Annotated in this window: 15 protein-coding genes and 1 pseudogene; 9 read left to right on the top strand and 7 right to left on the bottom strand. The window is 57.6% G+C overall.

All coding sequences use genetic code 11. The features are described 5' to 3' along the window. Window positions 1-18: 18 nt before the first annotated feature. The 3 genes from JNB91_RS17700 to vapB form a co-directional block, all read right to left on the bottom strand. Entirely contained in the window at window positions 19-1,131 is a 1,113-nt protein-coding gene (locus tag JNB91_RS17700; RefSeq protein WP_220326834.1) for a nucleotidyltransferase family protein, read from the bottom strand. Window positions 1,132-1,608: 477 nt separating this feature from the next. Beyond that, entirely contained in the window at window positions 1,609-2,010 is a 402-nt protein-coding gene (vapC, locus tag JNB91_RS17695; protein WP_220326833.1) for a type II toxin-antitoxin system tRNA(fMet)-specific endonuclease VapC, read from the bottom strand. After that, window positions 2,010-2,240, bottom strand: coding sequence for a type II toxin-antitoxin system VapB family antitoxin (gene vapB / locus JNB91_RS17690; RefSeq protein WP_220326832.1), 231 nt, complete (start codon window positions 2,238-2,240; stop codon window positions 2,010-2,012). Before vapB ends, vapC begins: the two co-directional genes overlap by 1 nt. Window positions 2,241-2,426: 186 nt before the next feature. On the opposite strand from vapB, the pseudogene JNB91_RS17685 reads away from it, so the two are divergent. Further along, window positions 2,427-3,592 (top strand): annotated as a pseudogene (locus tag JNB91_RS17685) (IS110 family RNA-guided transposase). Between the two features lie 267 nt (window positions 3,593-3,859). Further along, window positions 3,860-4,900 (top strand): IS110 family RNA-guided transposase, encoded by a 1,041-nt coding sequence (locus JNB91_RS17680; protein ID WP_220326831.1) that lies wholly within the window; start codon window positions 3,860-3,862, stop codon window positions 4,898-4,900. A 164-nt stretch (window positions 4,901-5,064) separates the two neighbouring features. Here the strand turns inward: JNB91_RS17680 and JNB91_RS17675 are convergent, their stop codons facing one another. Both JNB91_RS17675 and JNB91_RS17670 read right to left on the bottom strand, forming a co-directional pair. Next, a complete protein-coding gene (locus JNB91_RS17675; RefSeq protein ID WP_220326830.1) occupies window positions 5,065-5,553 on the bottom strand; it encodes a DUF1214 domain-containing protein in 489 nt (162 codons plus the stop codon). Between the two features lie 90 nt (window positions 5,554-5,643). After that, window positions 5,644-6,792, bottom strand: a complete 1,149-nt coding sequence (locus JNB91_RS17670) for a DSD1 family PLP-dependent enzyme (RefSeq protein WP_220326829.1) — start codon at window positions 6,790-6,792, stop codon at window positions 5,644-5,646. 87 nt (window positions 6,793-6,879) lie between these two features. Here JNB91_RS17670 and JNB91_RS17665 point away from each other — a divergent pair, with 87 nt between their 5' ends. The 7 genes from JNB91_RS17665 to JNB91_RS17635 all read left to right on the top strand — a co-directional run bounded on the left by JNB91_RS17665 (window position 6,880) and on the right by JNB91_RS17635 (window position 14,552). Continuing rightward, entirely contained in the window at window positions 6,880-8,049 is a 1,170-nt protein-coding gene (locus tag JNB91_RS17665) for an ROK family transcriptional regulator (RefSeq protein WP_223218239.1), read from the top strand. 220 nt (window positions 8,050-8,269) lie between these two features. Next, entirely contained in the window at window positions 8,270-9,538 is a 1,269-nt protein-coding gene (locus tag JNB91_RS17660) for an ABC transporter substrate-binding protein (protein WP_220326828.1), read from the top strand. A gap of 67 nt (window positions 9,539-9,605) precedes the next feature. After that, entirely contained in the window at window positions 9,606-10,493 is an 888-nt protein-coding gene (locus tag JNB91_RS17655; protein WP_220326827.1) for a carbohydrate ABC transporter permease, read from the top strand. Beyond that, complete coding sequence (locus JNB91_RS17650) at window positions 10,490-11,368, top strand: carbohydrate ABC transporter permease (RefSeq protein ID WP_220326826.1); 879 nt, start codon at window positions 10,490-10,492, stop codon at window positions 11,366-11,368. Before JNB91_RS17655 ends, JNB91_RS17650 begins: the two co-directional genes overlap by 4 nt. A gap of 51 nt (window positions 11,369-11,419) precedes the next feature. Then, the gene (locus JNB91_RS17645) at window positions 11,420-12,514 is read left to right on the top strand and encodes an ABC transporter ATP-binding protein (RefSeq protein WP_220326825.1); all 1,095 of its coding nucleotides are present in this window, start codon (window positions 11,420-11,422) and stop codon (window positions 12,512-12,514) included. A gap of 68 nt (window positions 12,515-12,582) precedes the next feature. After that, entirely contained in the window at window positions 12,583-13,530 is a 948-nt protein-coding gene (locus JNB91_RS17640; protein WP_220326824.1) for an N-acetylglucosamine kinase, read from the top strand. Between the two features lie 29 nt (window positions 13,531-13,559). Next, window positions 13,560-14,552 carry an SIS domain-containing protein gene (locus tag JNB91_RS17635; protein WP_220326823.1) on the top strand — a complete coding sequence of 331 codons (993 nt, stop codon included), beginning with the start codon at window positions 13,560-13,562 and terminating at the stop codon, window positions 14,550-14,552. Between the two features lie 68 nt (window positions 14,553-14,620). Here JNB91_RS17635 and JNB91_RS17630 read toward each other — a convergent pair whose 3' ends face one another. Further along, window positions 14,621-16,915 (bottom strand): molybdopterin-dependent oxidoreductase, encoded by a 2,295-nt coding sequence (locus tag JNB91_RS17630; protein ID WP_220326822.1) that lies wholly within the window; start codon window positions 16,913-16,915, stop codon window positions 14,621-14,623. A 21-nt stretch (window positions 16,916-16,936) separates the two neighbouring features. After that, entirely contained in the window at window positions 16,937-17,629 is a 693-nt protein-coding gene (locus JNB91_RS17625) for an FCD domain-containing protein (protein WP_220326821.1), read from the bottom strand. Window positions 17,630-17,684 lie beyond the last annotated feature (55 nt).

The following is a 17,684-nucleotide window of genomic DNA, read 5'->3' as shown; positions in this document are numbered from 1 at the left end:
TGCGGAGTTTGTATAAGGTCAATCCTCATTATGATCGAGGCCGTATCGCTCTCTGGCTGCGGCTGACGCGAGCATCTCCTGCCCGTTCTTCAGATTGAACTCGGCGACCAGTCTTGCCTCTTCCGTCATCATTCCGATGCCTTCGATGATTGCCGCCTGCCATGACGGACCCCGTTCCCAGGCTTCACCGAATGCAGCGGCGACGAGATCCCGCCTGTAGAATTGTCGCATACCAAGTAGCAACAGCTCAGCTTGTCTGATGTCTTTCTGGCGTTTTGCTTCGCCACCGGCATCATTTTGGCGCCGACCTGCAATAATCATTTTATGGACGGCATATCGCTCGGGAGATGGGACAACGACTGTGATACCAGGACCATATAGAAGGATTGATCGCACCGGGTCCCGGATCAGGAAATCCATGAACCGTAATGGTTCAGCCGAGGCCCCGCCGAGTGCGGGCATCTTTGCCGGTTCGTCGGCATTTTCCTCGCTCCCTCTGTTCGTCGTTAGAAACTCGATGCGATAGCCGGCCAGATTTCGGAAAGCATTTGATCGCGGCGAACCAGAGATGTGGGGGACGGCTCGAAATGAGGGATCGAGATCTTGCAGGAGGTCGAGGATCGGGGGGAGCGTGTCCGAGACTTCCGCAGAAATCGCATAATCCTGGGCAATGTCAGCATCGCCGGTAAGGATAGAGGCCATTGGTAGACGGACACCCAGATAGGTTGAATAGCACTGGAACGCGACTGTTCCAACGAGGATACCTCGCAGTCGGAACAGGCCGGCTTTAGCGAGCGCCTCGACGACATCACCAGTGAAGGGATCCGGAGCGATCAAACCGACATCTCGTGTCAAAACGGACACGATCTTTCGGCGGCCCTTGTAGTCGGCTTTCTCTCTTTTAAAGTCTTCAGCCCGCGCCGAGATGTCGGGATCATCAGCAGGACCTACGTACTTTCTCTTTTGCCCGCCTTCGTCATTCGGTTGATCGAAATACCAGTATTTGCGATTATCGACTTTGACAGGGACGAAACGACCAACTGGTGGGAAATCCTCGGACCAGGCGTCGTCGAACGCTCTCTGTTGAAGCTCCGCGATCATCGTGCGGAAAACCATGTCGATTTGTTTCACGGCATTGCCCTTATATCATTTGTGCAATTCTAGTATAGTGAGGCTTGGCTTTCAATGTCTGAAATTGTGCGCTCCCAGAACCTCTTAACGAATATTTCGCGCGCTATACTAGTTTTGCGGAAGCAATATAGTTTGTAGCGTATGGCTCTTGGCAGGCATGTCGTCGGAGGTCCGGCAGGAGGGATTTCGACGTATCCGGACGCTTTTGACGGAATGTGCGCTTCCGCCCGTGAAGGTGCTTCCTATTCAACAGTTGCGTGACGCCTTGGCATTTCACAGCCCAGCCCGGGCAGTCGAAGGCGGTATTATCATTCGATGAGTTACACGGCCGATAATAGTCTGGGACCCGGTACGGGTGCAGCTATGAGTAAGCTTAGAGGAGGCTGTCTTGGTCTTGATGGGATCAGAACCGCTAATCCGGTAGATTTATGTCTAACCCAGTCAGATTGTAAAGCCAGTCAGGAACATCTCAGTGAGTTAGAGGATCCAGTCTTCGACGCGTAAGCCCGCCACGCGATCAAACTCGCGGCGGTTGTTTGTGACGACGATCAATCCGCGCGACCGAGCGTGTCCAGCTATAAGTTGATCATATGGACCAATGGGCGTTCCGTTTCGTGCAAGTTCAGCACGCAGCTGGCCAGTGTGAGTCGCCGCTATCTCGTCATAAGATAGCACTTCCAGGCGGGCGGCGAACCCCTCAACGACGGCCAAGTTGCGTTCTGAGATAGCCGATTTCTCTGCTCCATATATCAGCTCCATCAGGCTGACTGAACTAATACAAAGCTGACCGTGGTGGCGATTGAACGCATCTCGCATGTGCTCTGGTTTGTTCTTGATGGTGAAGATGCAGATGTTGGTGTCCAACATGTATTTCAACATCAGAATGCCTCACGCTCCTGCAGGGCAGGCTGATCACGTTCGCTCATGAAGTCGGAAGTCGCAGCGGCGCCGTCAAACCAGCTATCCCAGACCTCCCCGGCGGGGGCGATAATTCGAGTACGCCCAACCGCGACGATATCGACTCGCTTCACATCATCCGGAAGAGCGACTGCCTTTGGAAGCCGGATAGCCTGGCTACGATTACTCTGAAATACCGCACCCTGCTCCATAACTTACTCCTCTGGCATCTACAGATGGGATATACCGAAAGCTAATGCGCAGCCAAGGATATGTCAATGGGATATACATCGACACTCGATAGGCTTGCGTTGAAGCTCTTGAGATCCCATCAGGGGTGAGTAGCGGCCTGCACCGTGGCAGAGTGAGGTCGCTAGAAAACTCTCTGGAGGCCAATCATGCCGATGACAGCAGATCCAACTCAAGCACAGACCGCTACCCCCGTCGATCTTGGCGCAATTTTCGTCTCGTTGGAATTGAGTGAATCGACGTGGCTGGTGACAGCTCTGTCGCCAAGCAGCGAGAAGATGTCCCGCCACTCCGTTATTGGAGGGGATATTGCCGGCTTGTTCGCATGCTTTGCAGCGCTTCGTCAGAAAGCCGTTCGACGAAAGAACATACTTTACCCACTGGTAGTGATACAGGAGGCCGGACTGGACGGCTCTTGGCTGGGACGAGTGCTCAGCAAGGAAGCTTGGATCGAGGGCCACATTGTAGAGGCCGCATCAATTACCATGCCGCGCCGGCACCGCCGGGCGAAGACCGACCGCATCGACGGCGAAACACTGATCCGCGCATTGATGGCATGGAAACGTGGCGAGCCTCGCGCGTGCTCAATGGTCAAACTTCTTTCACCCGAGGAAGACGACAATCGACGGATTGGACGGGAGCGGAAAACTCTGATTGCGGAACGTGTCTTCCACGTCAACCGCATAAAGGGGCTGCTCTACACGCAAGGGATTCGGGATTACCAACCTGTCAATGGAGATCGCCGCCAACGTCTGGAAAAACTTCGGACTGGCGATGGTCGGCCGCTCTCAAAGCATTTGAAAGCGGAAATCTGCAGAGAACTCGATCGTCTCGAATTGTTGCTCACACAAATCAAGGCTGTTGAAGCCGAGCGAGATGCCTTGATCGTTCAGGATACGCCGGAAACGCCGAAAGAGGCGACCGCGCTTTTAGGCATCAAAGGAATAGGCCCAGAGTTCGCTACGATACTTTACACGGAAGGCTTGTTCCGACACTTCGACAATCGGCGACAAATCGCATCCTATGCGGGCCTTGCGCCCTCCCCTTGGCAAAGCGGCAACGTCAATCGCGAACAAGGGGTCTCGAAAGCGGGAAATCCGCGATTGCGGGCAACGATGGTCGAACTCGCCTGGCTATGGCTGCGCCACCAACCGAGATCGACCTTAACGCTATGGTTTAAGGAACGCATCGCGCGGAACGCCGGCCGCTTAAAGACGCCGATGATCGTTGCGCTCGCGCGTAAGCTGCTAGTGGCCCTGTGGAAGTATGTGAGCTTCGGCTCGTCATCGAAGGTGCAATCATGAAAGCCGCCTGAATGACAAACTGCGAAACACAGTTCTAATCCTCAGGGCCTGATCAGCCCTGACGGACCCAGGTGGACGAACCGGGAATCCTTTTGGCCTTGAAACGCCGATCTTGAGTTTGGTCCCGTTCTCCTGAGCCCGTACCCGTCGAAAGCGGGATAATGGTGCAGCCGCGTGAGAGCGGCGACCGTATGTGATGAGGTGGAACGGCCCGCTCCGACAGCATCTAGTGCTAAAACGTGGTCGTTGCTCGAACGCCACAAAGGAGGGACCGTTCCATGAAGCAAGTTAGCACAATCGGGCTGGATTTAGCCAAACACGTCTTCCAAGTTCACGGTGCCGACAATGAAGGTTCGGCCCTGTTCAATCGGAAACTGCGGCGCACGGAAGTGCTGCGCTTCTTCGAAAGACTGCCTCCGTGCATGGTTGGCATGGAGGCATGTGGTGGCGCGCACTATTGGGCGCGGGAGATTGCTCAACTTGGTCATGATGTGCGTCTCATTCCGCCGGCTTATGTCAAACCTTTCGTCAAGCGCGGCAAGACGGACGCGGCCGATGCGGAAGCCATCAGCGAAGCGGTGATCCGCAAGACCATGCGCTTCGTCCCCATCAAGACCGCCGAGCAGCAAGCGGATGCGATGGTCCTGAAGACCCGTGCTCTTCTGGTGCAGCAGAGAACGCAATCGGTTAATGCCCTACGAGCACATCTGGCCGAACTGGGCATCATCGCGGCCGGTGGCCTTGCCAACGTAGCGGCACTGATGACCATCGTTCGGGAAGCTGAAGATACCCGACTACCCACAGCGGCACGATTCGCCCTCACAGCTATTGTCGATCAGATCGACGCCTTGGCCATTCAGATCGGCGTGCTCGAGCGTACAATCGTTACGGAATCGAAGCGCGATGAGAGCATGCGTCGACTGACAACAATCCCCGGGGTTGGTGCCATAACCGCAGCGACGATCAAAGCCGTGGTTCCGGATCCCGGCGGGTTTAAGTCCGGGCGGCACTTCGCCGCTTGGGTGGGACTGACCCCCAGGCCTCATTCCAGCGGAGGCAAAGAGCGATTGGGTAGAATATCGAAAATGGGGAATCCCGAACTCCGTGTTCTCCTGGTCCTCGGAGCGACAGCCGTTCTGCGGATTGCCCGGAACGATGAAGAGGCACGACCTTGGTTAAAAGCGCTGCTTGCCAGACGTCCATTTAAGGTGGCCGCTGTCGCGTTGGCCAACAAAATGGCTCGCATCATCTGGGCCCTCTTGAATAAGGGCGGAATCTACGCCCCTCTGGAACCATCCCAAAATTTAGCGGCAATCTGAAGAGTATCAGGACTTATAACTGATCTGACCGGCGTCGGCCGACAGATGCAAGGTGCAACAGCAAACGATGAAGCCATGGGACGAAATTCCGGAACGAGCGAAGCCGCCAACCTCAGTGCACTCCAAAGTGCGTGGATGTGATTCAGCTCCTCGTTTCGCGGATCTCATCGAGGCCAGCGGTCACGCACCGCCCTCACAGGCCGTACCACGACTACGGGCGGCGGCGTCCACGAACCGTCGACAGTTTGAGTCTTCGGCCAGTAAGCCCGCAGGTAGAGTGAAAAATCCCCATTCGGCGCCGGAGGCCAATTGGCCTCGTTCTCTTTGCCTGGGGACCTCTCCTGGACATAGATGGTCAGCGACCCGTCGGGGTTCGTCTTCATGCCCTTGTTCTTGGTGGCAAGAAAAAACCGGGAGAGTTCGTTCGGGACGAAGAAGTGCTTGTCGTGGTAAAGCGTCAAAGACCAGAGGCCTTCGACGGGCGGCGTGGCGTCCTTGGCGAAAGTGACTATGTATGATTTCGCTCCGTTCAGCCGTTCGCCGTCTCCGCTGAGATCCTGATAGAAGTACTTGCCCACCGAAATAGTGGGGCAAGCTAATGCCGGGCAAGCGAGAACCACTCCTATCAATGAGCTTTTGATGAGATACGACAAATCTTATGCTGCCATTATCCGCTCGCGGCTCTTTTGCGCTCTCGATGGGAGGAGGACCGTCCAGCAGCAGCTACGAGCTACCGGATGCAGCTAGTAAACCTTGCCACGTGCGGTCACCGGCCAGAGTGTTTCCACCCTATCGTGCCGAACACCGACGAACCAATCGTAAAGATTACATGTGGGATCGCAGTGACCAGGGATTAGCCTTAGCTTCGAGTTCAACTTCAGGCGATGGCCGGGATCCTCAATCACACCGTGTTCGTCGGAAGCCGAAACATAGGCCAGATCGGGCACCTCGAACACGATCGGAAGCCCGCTGTCGATGGAATGAGCTTTCAAACCTGCATCGCAGACGGCGCGCCCCGGTTCGGGCTTGCTCATGATCGACGTTAGCACAAATAGAGCATGCTCGAAACCGCCGACCTGCATATTGTTTTCGCCTCGAACGCGGCCATAATGGGCATCCATGAATATGTAGGATCCGGCCTGTAACTCGTTATAGATGCCGGACTTACCTTCCAGGTAATGGCTCCCGGTTCCCGCACCACCGACGATATCGCATTCAATGCCATTGGCACTGAGAAGCTCGATCGTCTTGCGCGCGAGTTCCGTCGAACGTTCGATCGCAGCCCGCCGATTGATCGGGTCCTCGATATGCTGGGCTGGGCCGTTATAGGCCTGCAAACCGGCGAACACGAGCCTTTCGGCTACGGATACCTTTCGGGCTAACTCCAGCGCGGGTTCGCCCGGCTGCGTACCGCAGCGCCGTGCACCACAATCGATCTCGACCAGCACCTCAATCGTCACATCATTGGCGACGGCAGCGGCCGACAGTTCTTCGACATTTTCGGCATTGTCGACGCAGACAAGAATTCGTGCCTTTTTCGCCAGCCGCGCCAGCCGCTCGACCTTGCGTCGGCCACTCACTTCGTTTGCAATCAGGATATCGGTAACGCCTGATCTGATCAGGGCTTCGGCCTCTGACACTTTCTGGCAGCATATTCCGCAAGCACCCCCGTGAGCCATCTGATGGCGGGCAATGTCCGCTGATTTATGGGTCTTGGCATGGGCGCGAAGCCTGACCCCCATAGCCTCGGTATAATCGCGCATTCTCGTGCAATTTCGCTCGAAGGCATCAAGATCAATGATCAGCGCCGGAGTCTCGATATCCTCGATCCGATCACCTATCATTGCAGGTACGTCATAACCTACCTCGATTTGCTCTACCGCCTGTGTCATGTGCACGCCCAAAATGGTTGAATTGCCATAAGCAAGCTGATCGTGTAGCTATTTGTCAAGCAGCTTTACTTTATCGAAAGGCAAACGTTGAAAGTCGCGGGAACATCCGGCCAGATCAGTCGAAGTGGCTTCACCTCGAGCGCACGCGCGGTCTTTCGCATGCTGTTTTCCGAAGGGCAGGCGACTCGTCCGCAACTCTGCGAGGCATTGGGCCTTTCGCGCCCAACGATGTCGTCGTCCATGGCTGAACTTGACCGGTTCGGCTATGTGGAGAAGATCGGGGAAATCCAGGGCGCCGTCGGCCGCAAGGCCGCGATGTACCGCCTTGGGGAGAAAGTTGGTCACATCATTTCCGTCGACGCGGGTTCAACACATATTCGCCTGCGCGTGTCGACGCTCGACCGGCGCCTGCTCCACCACCGCACTTATCGGCTATCATCGAGCCAGCGGTATCTCGGAGATGAGATCAGTGTCGCGGTCGCCGAGGAAATCGAGGCCTCCCGCCAGTTGACGGAGGCGGCATGGGGTCCGCTCCGCGCGATCGGGATTGCCCTGCCGTCACGCGTCGTCAATGACGATGGCGATGCCAGAACCACGCGGCAGGAGCAGATATTCAGCCACTTTACTCCGCCTGCGGATGTTCCTGTTGTTCTTGAAAACAACGTCAATTGCGCTGCGATTGCCGAGCACAGCCACGGCGTGGCGCAAGGAAGACAGGACTTTGCCTATGTTCAGGTGGGCCTGAAAATCGGCATGGGCATCGTGTTACGCGGCCAGCTTTTGCAGGGCAGAAACGGCGCCGCGGGCGAAATCAGCCACATCGCATTTCCATTTGGGCCGAACGCGCTGCCTGCCAACGCAGCCGAGCTTGAATACTATCTCGGCACCGAGGCGCTGATGGCGCGCGTTCACCAAGCCTGGCCTGCGAATGCGGGGACGCCGCCGCAAGATACGGCACACTTGCTCACATTGGCCAGAGACGGACATGAGGCAGCCAATGCTGCAGTCGAGCGGCATGCCCGGGATATCGGCGCTGTCGTTGCGACCTGCGTGAGCATTGTCGATCCAGGTCTCGTCGTCCTGGGCGGTGGCATCGGCACAAGTCCGCTCATTCTTCCACATGTCCGCGATATGGCAAACCGTCTCAGTTACCCGACAGAGATCCAATCGAGCACGCTCGGGGCTGATGCGACAGTGCTCGGCATAGAAAAGCTCGCGGCAGAACATGCCTGCAATCTGATTCTGGGCGCCGAATAGCCACCAGCGACAACCAATCTGGTCTGATCAATATGGCCCGCAAGATAGGTGTTGCGCGGCCTAACACGCCTATTTGACCTTTTTGGCAAAAAAGCAATTGCGCATCTGGATTTGTTTGTTAGGCTACGTAACATAATCAAGAGAACAAACGGGACGTCTCGGCTTTCGCGACGCATCCCGAACCTGGAACAGCAAAATCAGCCTTATTCGGAGGGTAACTATGCGTGCCGTACGACTTCTCGCAGGGTGTAGTTTTTTCGCGATTTCCCTTGCTGCCACTACTGCCAGTGCGCAGACACCGGTGACATTGCAATATTGGGTTTATTCCGACTTCGCCCAGGGCGAAGCTCTCAAGCTCCAGCAGGAATTCATTGCAGAATTCGAAGCGGCTCATCCGGGCGTCAAGATCAGCATATCGGGCAAGGGTGACGATGATCTGACGACAGGTCAGGTAACCGGTGCTGCCAGCGGCAATCTCCCGGATGTGTTCATGAACGGCCTGGCATCCGGCGCGCAACTCGTCGAAGCCGGCGCGCTGGACAACATCTATTCGAAATGGATGGCGATGCCGCAGTCCTACCGCGACCAGTTCGACAAGGATGCGATCGCAAGCTGCATGCCGAAGCCGGACACCATGTATTGCCTGCCCTATACCGGCTTCGGCGAGATCCTTTTCCGCAATCTTACAGTGCTTCAGGAAGCAGGCATCGATACGTCCACCCCTCCCAAGGACTGGGCCGAATGGTTGGACCAGATGAAGAAGGTGAAGGCTGCCGGCAAGTTCGCCATGCCGGACCAGACCCAGGTGTTCAACTCGGTTGCCAGCACCTATGCGGTTGTTGGACCCGACAGCGACTGGGGCATCGACTTCGCCACCAACAAGACTCTTGTCAAACCCGAAAGCTATGCCAAGGCACTTCAGCTCTTCGTTGACATGGCGCCGCTGACCAGCGGCACGAGCCGTAACGATCAGGCAACCAAGGACCTGTTCATCACCAACCAGCTTGCATTTCATGTCGTCGGCCCCTGGGTAGATCCGACCTATAAGCAGGCAGCAACGGATTCCGGCCTGAAATACGACTTCGTGCTTGTGCCGGCAGCCAAGGAAGGTGATCATGGCGGGGTAAAGAGTTACGAAATCCTGTCTGTCGCTCCCGGCAAGAATGCCGATATCGCCTGGCAGTTCGCATCCTATGTCGCCGAAAAGAAACAGATGCTCCGCTGGGCCAAGCTTTTGTCACGCTATAACGGCAATGCCGCGGCAATGGCTGATCCGGAAGTGACGTCGCTGCCCCTTGTCGCGAAATCCGTCGAGGCGGTGAAATACGCACTCGAAGTCCAGCCGCCCTATTTCGTCGGCGCTTATCCCAACTGCTACAAGTCGATCGTCACGGACAATGCCGCCGCCGTCGCCGACGGCGACATGACGCCCCACGAAGGCGCCAAAGATCTTGTCGAGCAGCTGAACGACTGCATCGCCAGCAACTGATCTGGTTTGCTCAAGCACATGGCCGGTCCCATCGGGTCGGCCATGCCTGGTTCAGCGAGGTGCCCCGATGATCGCCAAGAAATACATACCCCATTACATGATGGTTCTGCCATTCATGTGTCTTTTCGCCGTCTTCTTTCTCTATCCGATCGCAAGCGGCTTCTTCTACAGTTTCCACGATTGGAACGCGACGACGACGGTCCGTTTCGTCGGACTGGACAACTATAGCCGGATCATCGGCTCGCGTGATTTCAACAAGGCGATGTGGAATCTGGCGACCTATATCTTTATCACCGTGCCGCTCGGGATCTTCGTTGCCTTCTGCCTTGCCCTTCTGGTCGACAGCTTCAAGGGCGCTTGGTCGAATATCTTCCGCAGCGCCTTCTTCATGCCCGTCGTTCTTCCGGCATTTCTTGCGGCAACCGTGTGGCGCTGGATCTACACGCCGAACTTCGGCCTGCTGAATATGATGCTCGGCTGGTTCGGTCTTCCCTCCGTGAATTTTCTCAATGACACAGGAACCATGCTCTACTCGCTGATAGCGGTCGATGTCTGGGTGTCGGCAGGCTTCAACATGGTGATCATCCTTGCCGGACTGAAAAATATTCCGAAAGATGTCTATGAGGCCGCCCGCCTGGACGGGGCAAGTCCACTCCAGCAGGTCCGCTACGTGACCATCCCGATGCTCTATCCGGTACTCTTTTTCGTCACCACCTACGGCGTCATTTCGGCCCTGCAGGTCTTCGATGTGCCGTGGCTGCTTACCGGCTCTTCATTCGCCAGCTATGGCGGCCGCTCCAATGCTCTGCTTTTCCCGGTTATGGACATGATGGGACGAGGGTTTGGCTCGCTCAAATTCGGCCAGGCATCGGCCTACGGGTTCATCCTGACGGCAATCATCATCCTGTTTACCGCCGCAATGTTCGTCTTTCGCAGGAAGGGTTATGATCAATGACCATTGATGCTGTCGCCGAAGCACCTGCCAGCCGGTCGATTGCCCTGGTGATTTCGCCTTGGGCCGTGCTCAAATGGATCGTCGCCATTTGCGTCGCCATCGTTGCGGTCTTCCCGATCTGGTGGATGATCAACGTGGTGTTTTCGGATCCCGGTACGCCGGTTTCACTCAATCCGCGGCTTTACCCGACGTCGTTCAGCGCCGGTTTCGGCAAGATCATGATGATCATGCGCGAAACCGATTACCTGAAGGCCTACTATGTCTCGATCGCCTACAGCCTGTTGACGATTGTCGGCGTGCTCCTGATCGGCTCGATGGCGGCCTTCGAATTCGCGCTGTTCAATTTTCCCGGCAAGCGACTGATGTTTGCGGTCGTCATGCTGTCGCTCATGGTGCCGACCGCGGTCTCCATCATACCGACTTATCTGCTCACCGCCGAACTCGGCTGGCTGAATACGATGCAGGGGCTGGTCGTTCCCGGCCTTGCATCCGCCTTCGGCCTGTTCATGCTGATCCAGTTCATGAAGACCCTGCCGAAGGAAATGCTCGAAGCCGCAAGGCTCGACGGTGCCAGCCACTTTCAGCTCTATCGCTATATCGCGCTGCCCCTGTCGAAGAATGCTCTTGTGACGCTGGCGATCCTCACCTTCATGAAGACATGGGGCAACTTCATCTGGCCGCTTATCGTGGCTCCCAATCCGGAGCTCTACACCGTCGGCCAGGTGGTCGGTCTGTTCAACTCCCCCTACTCGCATCAGACGGTCGACGTTGTCATGACGGCAAACCTGCTTGCCGCACTGCCACCGCTGATCTTCTTCCTGATTTTCCAGCGCAAAATCGTCGAGGGCATCGCGATGTCCGGCACAAAGGGCTGAGGCCGGAGATGCACCCGGCCCCCTACAACACCCAATCCCAAGGTTTGGAACATGGCTCAGCTTGAAATCGTGAACCTATCAAAATCGTTCGGCAAAACCGACGTGCTACGGAACGTCAACCTCGACATTTCCTCCGGTGAATTCGTTGTCTTTGTCGGGCCATCGGGGTGTGGAAAATCTACCCTGCTGCGCACTATATCCGGGCTGGAAGAGATCGGCTCCGGCCATATCCGGCTTGACGGGAAGTCGATGAACTCGGTCGATCCGGCTCATCGCGGCGTCGCTATGGTGTTTCAGTCCTACGCACTCTACCCGCACATGACCGCCTTCGAGAACATGGCCTTCAGCCTGAAGCTCGCAAAGGAAAAACGAGACGTCATCCAGGGAAAGGTGGCGAAAGCCGCAGGCATCCTGCGCCTTGAGCATTTACTCGAGCGCCGGCCGGGCGAGCTTTCCGGCGGCCAGAAACAGCGTGTCGCGATCGGCCGCGCGATCGTGCGGGAACCGAAAGTGTTTCTCTTCGACGAACCGCTTTCCAATCTCGATACCGAATTGCGCGTTCAGATGCGCGCCGAGCTGATCCAGCTTCATGCGAAGCTGAAAACGACGATGATCTACGTCACCCATGATCAGGTCGAGGCGATGACATTGGCCGACAAGATGGTCGTGATGAACGGCGGCATCATCCAGCAGTGCGGTCGCCCGCTCGATCTCTATGATGACCCGGACAATGAATTCGTCGCGGGTTTTGTCGGCTCACCGCGGATGAACTTCATGAAGGCGGAGGTCGTGTCCGTCTCGAAGGACGAAATTTTGGTCGACGGCGTCGGCGGCGAAGGCCGTTTCGCGATACCGTTCACGGGCTTTGATCCTGCGCTGCGCAAGATCAAGCTCGGCATACGAACCGAGAATGTGGGCTTCACCAATGGGCAGGCCGGCCAGGTGTCGCTACCCGCAAAAGTCGCCTTCGTCGAAGAACTCGGGGACGTCAGCCATATCCACACCGATCTCGTAAGCGGCGAACGGATGGTCATCCGAAGCTCCGGCAAACGTTATTCCGGCTCGGGCGACTGCTCCGCCGTTATCGACATCAAGGGACTGATGATCTTCGACGAAGCCGGCCAGCGCGTCCGGCCGGCTCGATAAGAGATGCTCTGCGCACAGAGCGGCCGCGAGACGACCATGCTGCGCAGGATCGCAGAAAGAGACATGCAATGAAAACAACGAACAAGGTCGCAACCGAAATCGGCATCGATATCGGCGGAACCAAGACCCACCTCCGACGCTACCTGCCGGACGGGACTGCCAAGGATCTGATCTTGCCCACCACCGAATGGCGGGTCCGCGACTGGACAAGCGATGCCAAGGCATTGCTTGCTCTCGTCGAGCGGTTTTCCGATGGCGCAACCATCGCCTCGATGGCCATTGGGGCACATGGATGTGACGATGCGGAAGAATGCAACGCGTTTCAGGTGGCCTTTGCCGAGCGCGTGAATTTTCCCGTGCAGGTGGTCAACGACGCCGAACTTTTGCCTGCCGCCTTTGATCTCTCCGACGGTATCGGTGTTGTTGCCGGCACCGGATCGATTGCGGTCTGCCGCAGCCCGGATGGCCGTATGCTGGTGGCCGGCGGCTGGGGCTGGGTTATCGGTGATGAAGGCAGTGCCTCGGGCCTGATGCGCGAGGCAGCCAGGGCGGTTGCCCTTTATCTCGACTATGGCGGCATCCCCGACGAACCTCTGGTTCGGGCTCTCTTCGCGGCGCTTGAAATCAAGTCCTCTGCACGCATCGGCAGCGCAGTCGGCAGGAGCGGTAGCGCCGCGCAGCTTGGCCGCCACGCCCATATCATATTCGAAGCGGCTGAAGCGGGGTCGCTCCTTGCACGGCAGGTTGTACGAGATGGCGCCAAGGAGCTTGCCGATCTGATCGCGCGGTTGAGGCACAATGGTGCCGGAGCGACGACAGTCGTGGCCGGCGGCAGCGTGATTGCATCCCAGCCCATGCTGTGGAGCGCCTTTTCCGAACAGATCACCAATCGTTTCGACGGCAGCGTGACCGCCAGATTGTTTTCCGGACCGCCTGTGGAAGGCGCATGTCGCCTGGCCGCGCGCCTCAACCCGGCAGCAACCAACACCCCTCGTCCCGTTTCCTCGTCTTCCTGAACCCTGCAGAAATACCGAAAGGACTATATATGAGCTATCGATCCACAATCGCACGGCAGCCGGAATCGCTTGCCGACAGCTTTGCCGCAGCCACTACAGAGCTTCAGAACCTCGATCTCTCCGCATTCAAGTCCGGGCTGATCGGGATCACCGGCATCGGTGCCAGCTATGCAGCAGCAACAGTGGTTGCGGGCGAGTTGACGCGCCGTGCTCGCCGGGCGATTCCGCTGCGTCAGGTCGACATGATGGGCGGCGACATCGTCGATGCGATCATTGCCCTGTCCCATCGCGGCCGCAGCGTTGAGACGGTCGATGCGCTCAATGCCAATCCGAAAGCGGCAAAGCTCGCCATCACCAAGGATCCGGAAAGCCCGCTGGCAATGGCGGCCGGCAAACATTTGATGATCAACAACGGATCCGACGCCACGCCGTCAAGCACGGGCTATACCGGCACACTGGCGGTTGCGGGACTGGTCGTCGATAAGCTCTGCGGAAGCATCACTGCAGACTGGAACGCAATCCCCCAGCTTGCAGCGGAAGTGCTGTCGAACGCCGGCCAGAAAATGGAACGTCTCGGCGAGCTTTTCCATGACCGCCGAGCCATCGATTGCGTCGGCGCAGGCGCGTCGCTCGGAACGGCAGACGGTGCTTCGCTTCTGATCCGCGAAGCATCCCGAATTCCGGCAGGTCCGTCCGAAACACGCCACTATCTGCATGGACCGATGGAATCAATGGACGGCAGAACCGGCGTCGTGGTCTTCGGTGATGGACGTGAACTGCAGATGGCGCGCCAACTCGAGGAGATCGGCTGCCCTGTCCTGCTCGTCACTGCAAACCCGGATATTCAGGACGGATCGCTTCTGACCGTCATGCGTGTACCTGAACAGGAAAACCACATCGCACGTGCCATCCTCGACATTCTGACGGCACAACTTTTTGCGGCCCAGCTCTCCGATGCTGCCGGCCTCACAGATACCAAGTTCCGCTATCCGCAGACGGACACCAAGATCAAGGCTGCATAGTCAGTCAGCGCGCGCTTATTGATGAGGCGCGCGCTTTCTTTGGACTCAATCGGCGCAGACGAATGCGGTTAAGGCCGAGTTGCCGCGATTGCCAGTTCCGGATGCTCAAACGCCTGTACAGAGGGCGCATAGTCATCGTCGATCTTGCGAAGCCGGACAAGACACGTTTGGGCGCTGCAGCCTTGAGACAGTGATGACGACGGCACATCCAGCGTCAGTGCGTTGGGATTGCCGTGACGCTCCAGATTGCGCTCAAAATCCATGTCAAACCATGCGCCTGTCGAAAGCCTGACCACACCCGGCATGATCGCATCGGAAATCACCACGGCCGAAATAAGCCGGCCACGCTCGTTGTGGATCTCGACGAGATCGCTCTCGCTAAGATCACAACGCTCGGCATCCGATGGATTGACCAGAACCGGCTCGCGGCCTTTAATCTTGCCCGCCTTGCTGTGAGGGCTTGCATCCAGCTGGCTATGCAGACGCCGCACGGGCTGGTCGGAAATCAGATGGAACTGATCCTCGCTCTGCCGATTGCCCAGCCATTCCGGCGGTTCGAACCATGTCGGATGACCGGGGCAGTCACTGAGCCCAAAACTGTCGACGGTCTCGGATAATATCTCGATCCTGCCGGAAGGGGTCGGAACCGGGTTCGCCTCTGGAGCGTCGCGAAACTCCTGCAGCATCACTACCGGCCGCGCCTCCGGCTGAAGGTCGAAAACACCCTCCTGCCAGAACTGGTCGAAATTCGGCATCTCGACACCCTTTTCGCGGGCATTCGCAGCGGTCACGCCATAGAGCCGTCGCAGCCAGCCTTCCTCGTCGAGATTTTCAGAGAAATTGACGCCCATGCGCAGCGCCAGTCCACAGAAGATATCGAAATCGTTGCGTGCCTGCGCATAAGGCTCGGAAACCTTGCGCATCGCCACGATGAGATCCTCGCCGCCGGATGACGCAATATCGTTGCGCTCCAGAGGAGTAGTGACCGGCAGGACGATATCCGCAAGCTTGGCCGTCGGCGTCCAGTAGGGTTCGTTGACGATGATCGTCTCCGGCTTCTGCCACGCCTTCAGCAGCCGGTTGAGATCCTGGTGATGGTGGAACGGATTGCCACCCGCCCAATAGACCAGGCGGATATCCGTATAGCGATGCTCCTTGCCGTTGTAGCTGAAACCCTCGCCCGGATTGAGCAGCATGTCGGTGATGCGCGCCACCGGAATGAACGCTTTAACCAGATTTTCGCCCTGAGGAAACGCTCCCGACTTGAAGCGGACATTGTCATGGCCGACGGAATTGAGCGCACCGTATCCGACCCCGAACCCGCCGCCCGGCAATCCGATCTGTCCCAGCATCGCCGCCAGCGTCACCAGCATCCAGAACGGTTGCTCGCCATGGACGGCACGCTGCAGTGACCAGGAGATATTGAGCATGGTTCGATGGCAGGCCATGTCTCGGGCAAGCGAAGCGATACGGTCGGCACCGACACCGCAGAGTGCGGCCGCCCATTCCGGCGTCTTGGCGATCCCATCCGCCTCACCCGTCAGATAGGCTGCAAAACGGTCATACCCGACACAATGGGTAGTGAGGAAATCCAGCTTCGCCAGCTCCTCAGTGTGAAGCACATAGGCCAGTGCCAGCATCATCGCGACATCTGTATTCGGCCGCGCGGCAATCCATTCGCTGTCGACCGGCATATTGTCGGAAACCGGACCGATATTGATGAACCGCGTGCCGTTTTTCTCCATAGCAAGCATGCCGGCCACCACGCGGTGCCGCCCTGCCCCGCCGGCCGACATTTGGGCGTTCTTGACCGGCACGCCGCCAAAGGTGACGAAAAGCTCGGTATGCTTGGCCATCACGTCGAAGGATGTATGCCGGTCCAGCAGGAACTCGGTCGAGCCGATTGCATGCGGCAGGATCACCCGTCCAGCGGCAAGGCTGTAATTATCGACCGACGACACGTAACCGCCGATCAGATTGAGAAATCGGTGGACCTGGCTTTGAGCATGATGGAAGCGCCCCGCACTTGCCCATCCATAGGAGCCGCCGAAGATGGATTCGTTGCCGTGGTCGCGCCGCACCCGGTCGAGTTCGGCCGCCAGAAGATCAAGCGCCGTATCCCAGTCGACCTCGACGAAAGGCTCGCGCCCGCGCAAATGCGGATTGGCGCCCGGCCCTTTCTCGAGCCAGCTCTTGCGGACCGCCGGCCTGCGGATCCTCACATCCGTCAGGTCCTCGGCCGCCATATGCATACCGATCGGAGACGGATCGGGATCCTGCGCAAAACCTTCAAGTCTCAGACCGGCCTCGTCGGCGCTTACTTCATAGACGCCCCAATGGGCTGCAGTGAATGTCTTACCCATTGGTGAAGTCCGCCTTCTCTCTTACTTGGCCGCAACCGGCTGCGCCTGCCGCCGCTGCAGAGCCTCGATGACGATCCGCGCTCCATCCTGGATCGCGTGTTCGATCGCCTCGCGAGCTGCCACCGCCTGCCGCTCATGCAACGCAACCAGCAGATCATCGTAATTTTGATGTTCTCCGGTGCCTGACTGAGTCTCCGGATAGAGATAGTTGAACCCTGGACCGGCCCTTAGCCACAACAATTCGATCACCCCGAGAAGCGTCGGCATCCGGGCAGCCGCATAAAGAACAAAACGGAATTCCTTGTTCAGCGTCAGGGCGAGATGCTGATCCTTTTCGGCCTTCGCGGCGAGATAGCGTGTGAGCAGATCCTTCATTGAAGCGATCTCTTCGGCGGTAATCTGCGAAGCGGCGTTGAACGCCGCAAGCCCCTCCACCGATTTACGGATCTCGGAAATCTCCGAATATTGCGCCACCGTCATCGTCGGCACCCGGAAGGATTGCGCCGGTTCAGCCGTCAGAACGCCGGAGGCAGCAAAGCGCACCAGCGCCTCGCGCACCGGGGTGATGCTCATGCCGAGCGAATCCGCCAAATCCTTGGTGACAAGCCGCGTCCCCGGCTCTAGCCGCCCCTCGATCAGAGCCGCACGGATTTCATCTTCAACATGGGTGACTAGGCTCCTTCGAGGCGCCGCATTGAACAAAGCTGTACTCACGTAGACCTCACCCTTGGAAAAATTGCCCGTTTTTTGGCACTCAATCGAAAATGCC

The organism is Aliirhizobium wenxiniae, assembly GCF_019511445.1.
Taxonomy (GTDB): Bacteria; Pseudomonadota; Alphaproteobacteria; order Rhizobiales; family Rhizobiaceae; genus Neorhizobium; species Neorhizobium wenxiniae_A.
The sequence above is the reverse complement of the archived record's forward strand: the minus strand, read 5'-3'. Positions and strand labels throughout refer to the sequence as shown.

Coding starts and splice junctions, on each gene's coding strand:
- vapC (WP_220326833.1), bottom strand. CDS start 2,010: ATGTTGAAATACATGTTGGACACCAACATCTGCATCTTCACCATCAAG.
- vapB (WP_220326832.1), bottom strand. CDS start 2,240: ATGGAGCAGGGTGCGGTATTTCAGAGTAATCGTAGCCAGGCTATCCGG.
- JNB91_RS17680 (WP_220326831.1), top strand. CDS start 3,860: ATGAAGCAAGTTAGCACAATCGGGCTGGATTTAGCCAAACACGTCTTC.
- JNB91_RS17670 (WP_220326829.1), bottom strand. CDS start 6,792: ATGACACAGGCGGTAGAGCAAATCGAGGTAGGTTATGACGTACCTGCA.
- JNB91_RS17660 (WP_220326828.1), top strand. CDS start 8,270: ATGCGTGCCGTACGACTTCTCGCAGGGTGTAGTTTTTTCGCGATTTCC.
- JNB91_RS17655 (WP_220326827.1), top strand. CDS start 9,606: ATGATCGCCAAGAAATACATACCCCATTACATGATGGTTCTGCCATTC.
- JNB91_RS17650 (WP_220326826.1), top strand. CDS start 10,490: ATGACCATTGATGCTGTCGCCGAAGCACCTGCCAGCCGGTCGATTGCC.
- JNB91_RS17645 (WP_220326825.1), top strand. CDS start 11,420: ATGGCTCAGCTTGAAATCGTGAACCTATCAAAATCGTTCGGCAAAACC.
- JNB91_RS17640 (WP_220326824.1), top strand. CDS start 12,583: ATGAAAACAACGAACAAGGTCGCAACCGAAATCGGCATCGATATCGGC.
- JNB91_RS17635 (WP_220326823.1), top strand. CDS start 13,560: ATGAGCTATCGATCCACAATCGCACGGCAGCCGGAATCGCTTGCCGAC.
- JNB91_RS17630 (WP_220326822.1), bottom strand. CDS start 16,915: ATGGGTAAGACATTCACTGCAGCCCATTGGGGCGTCTATGAAGTAAGC.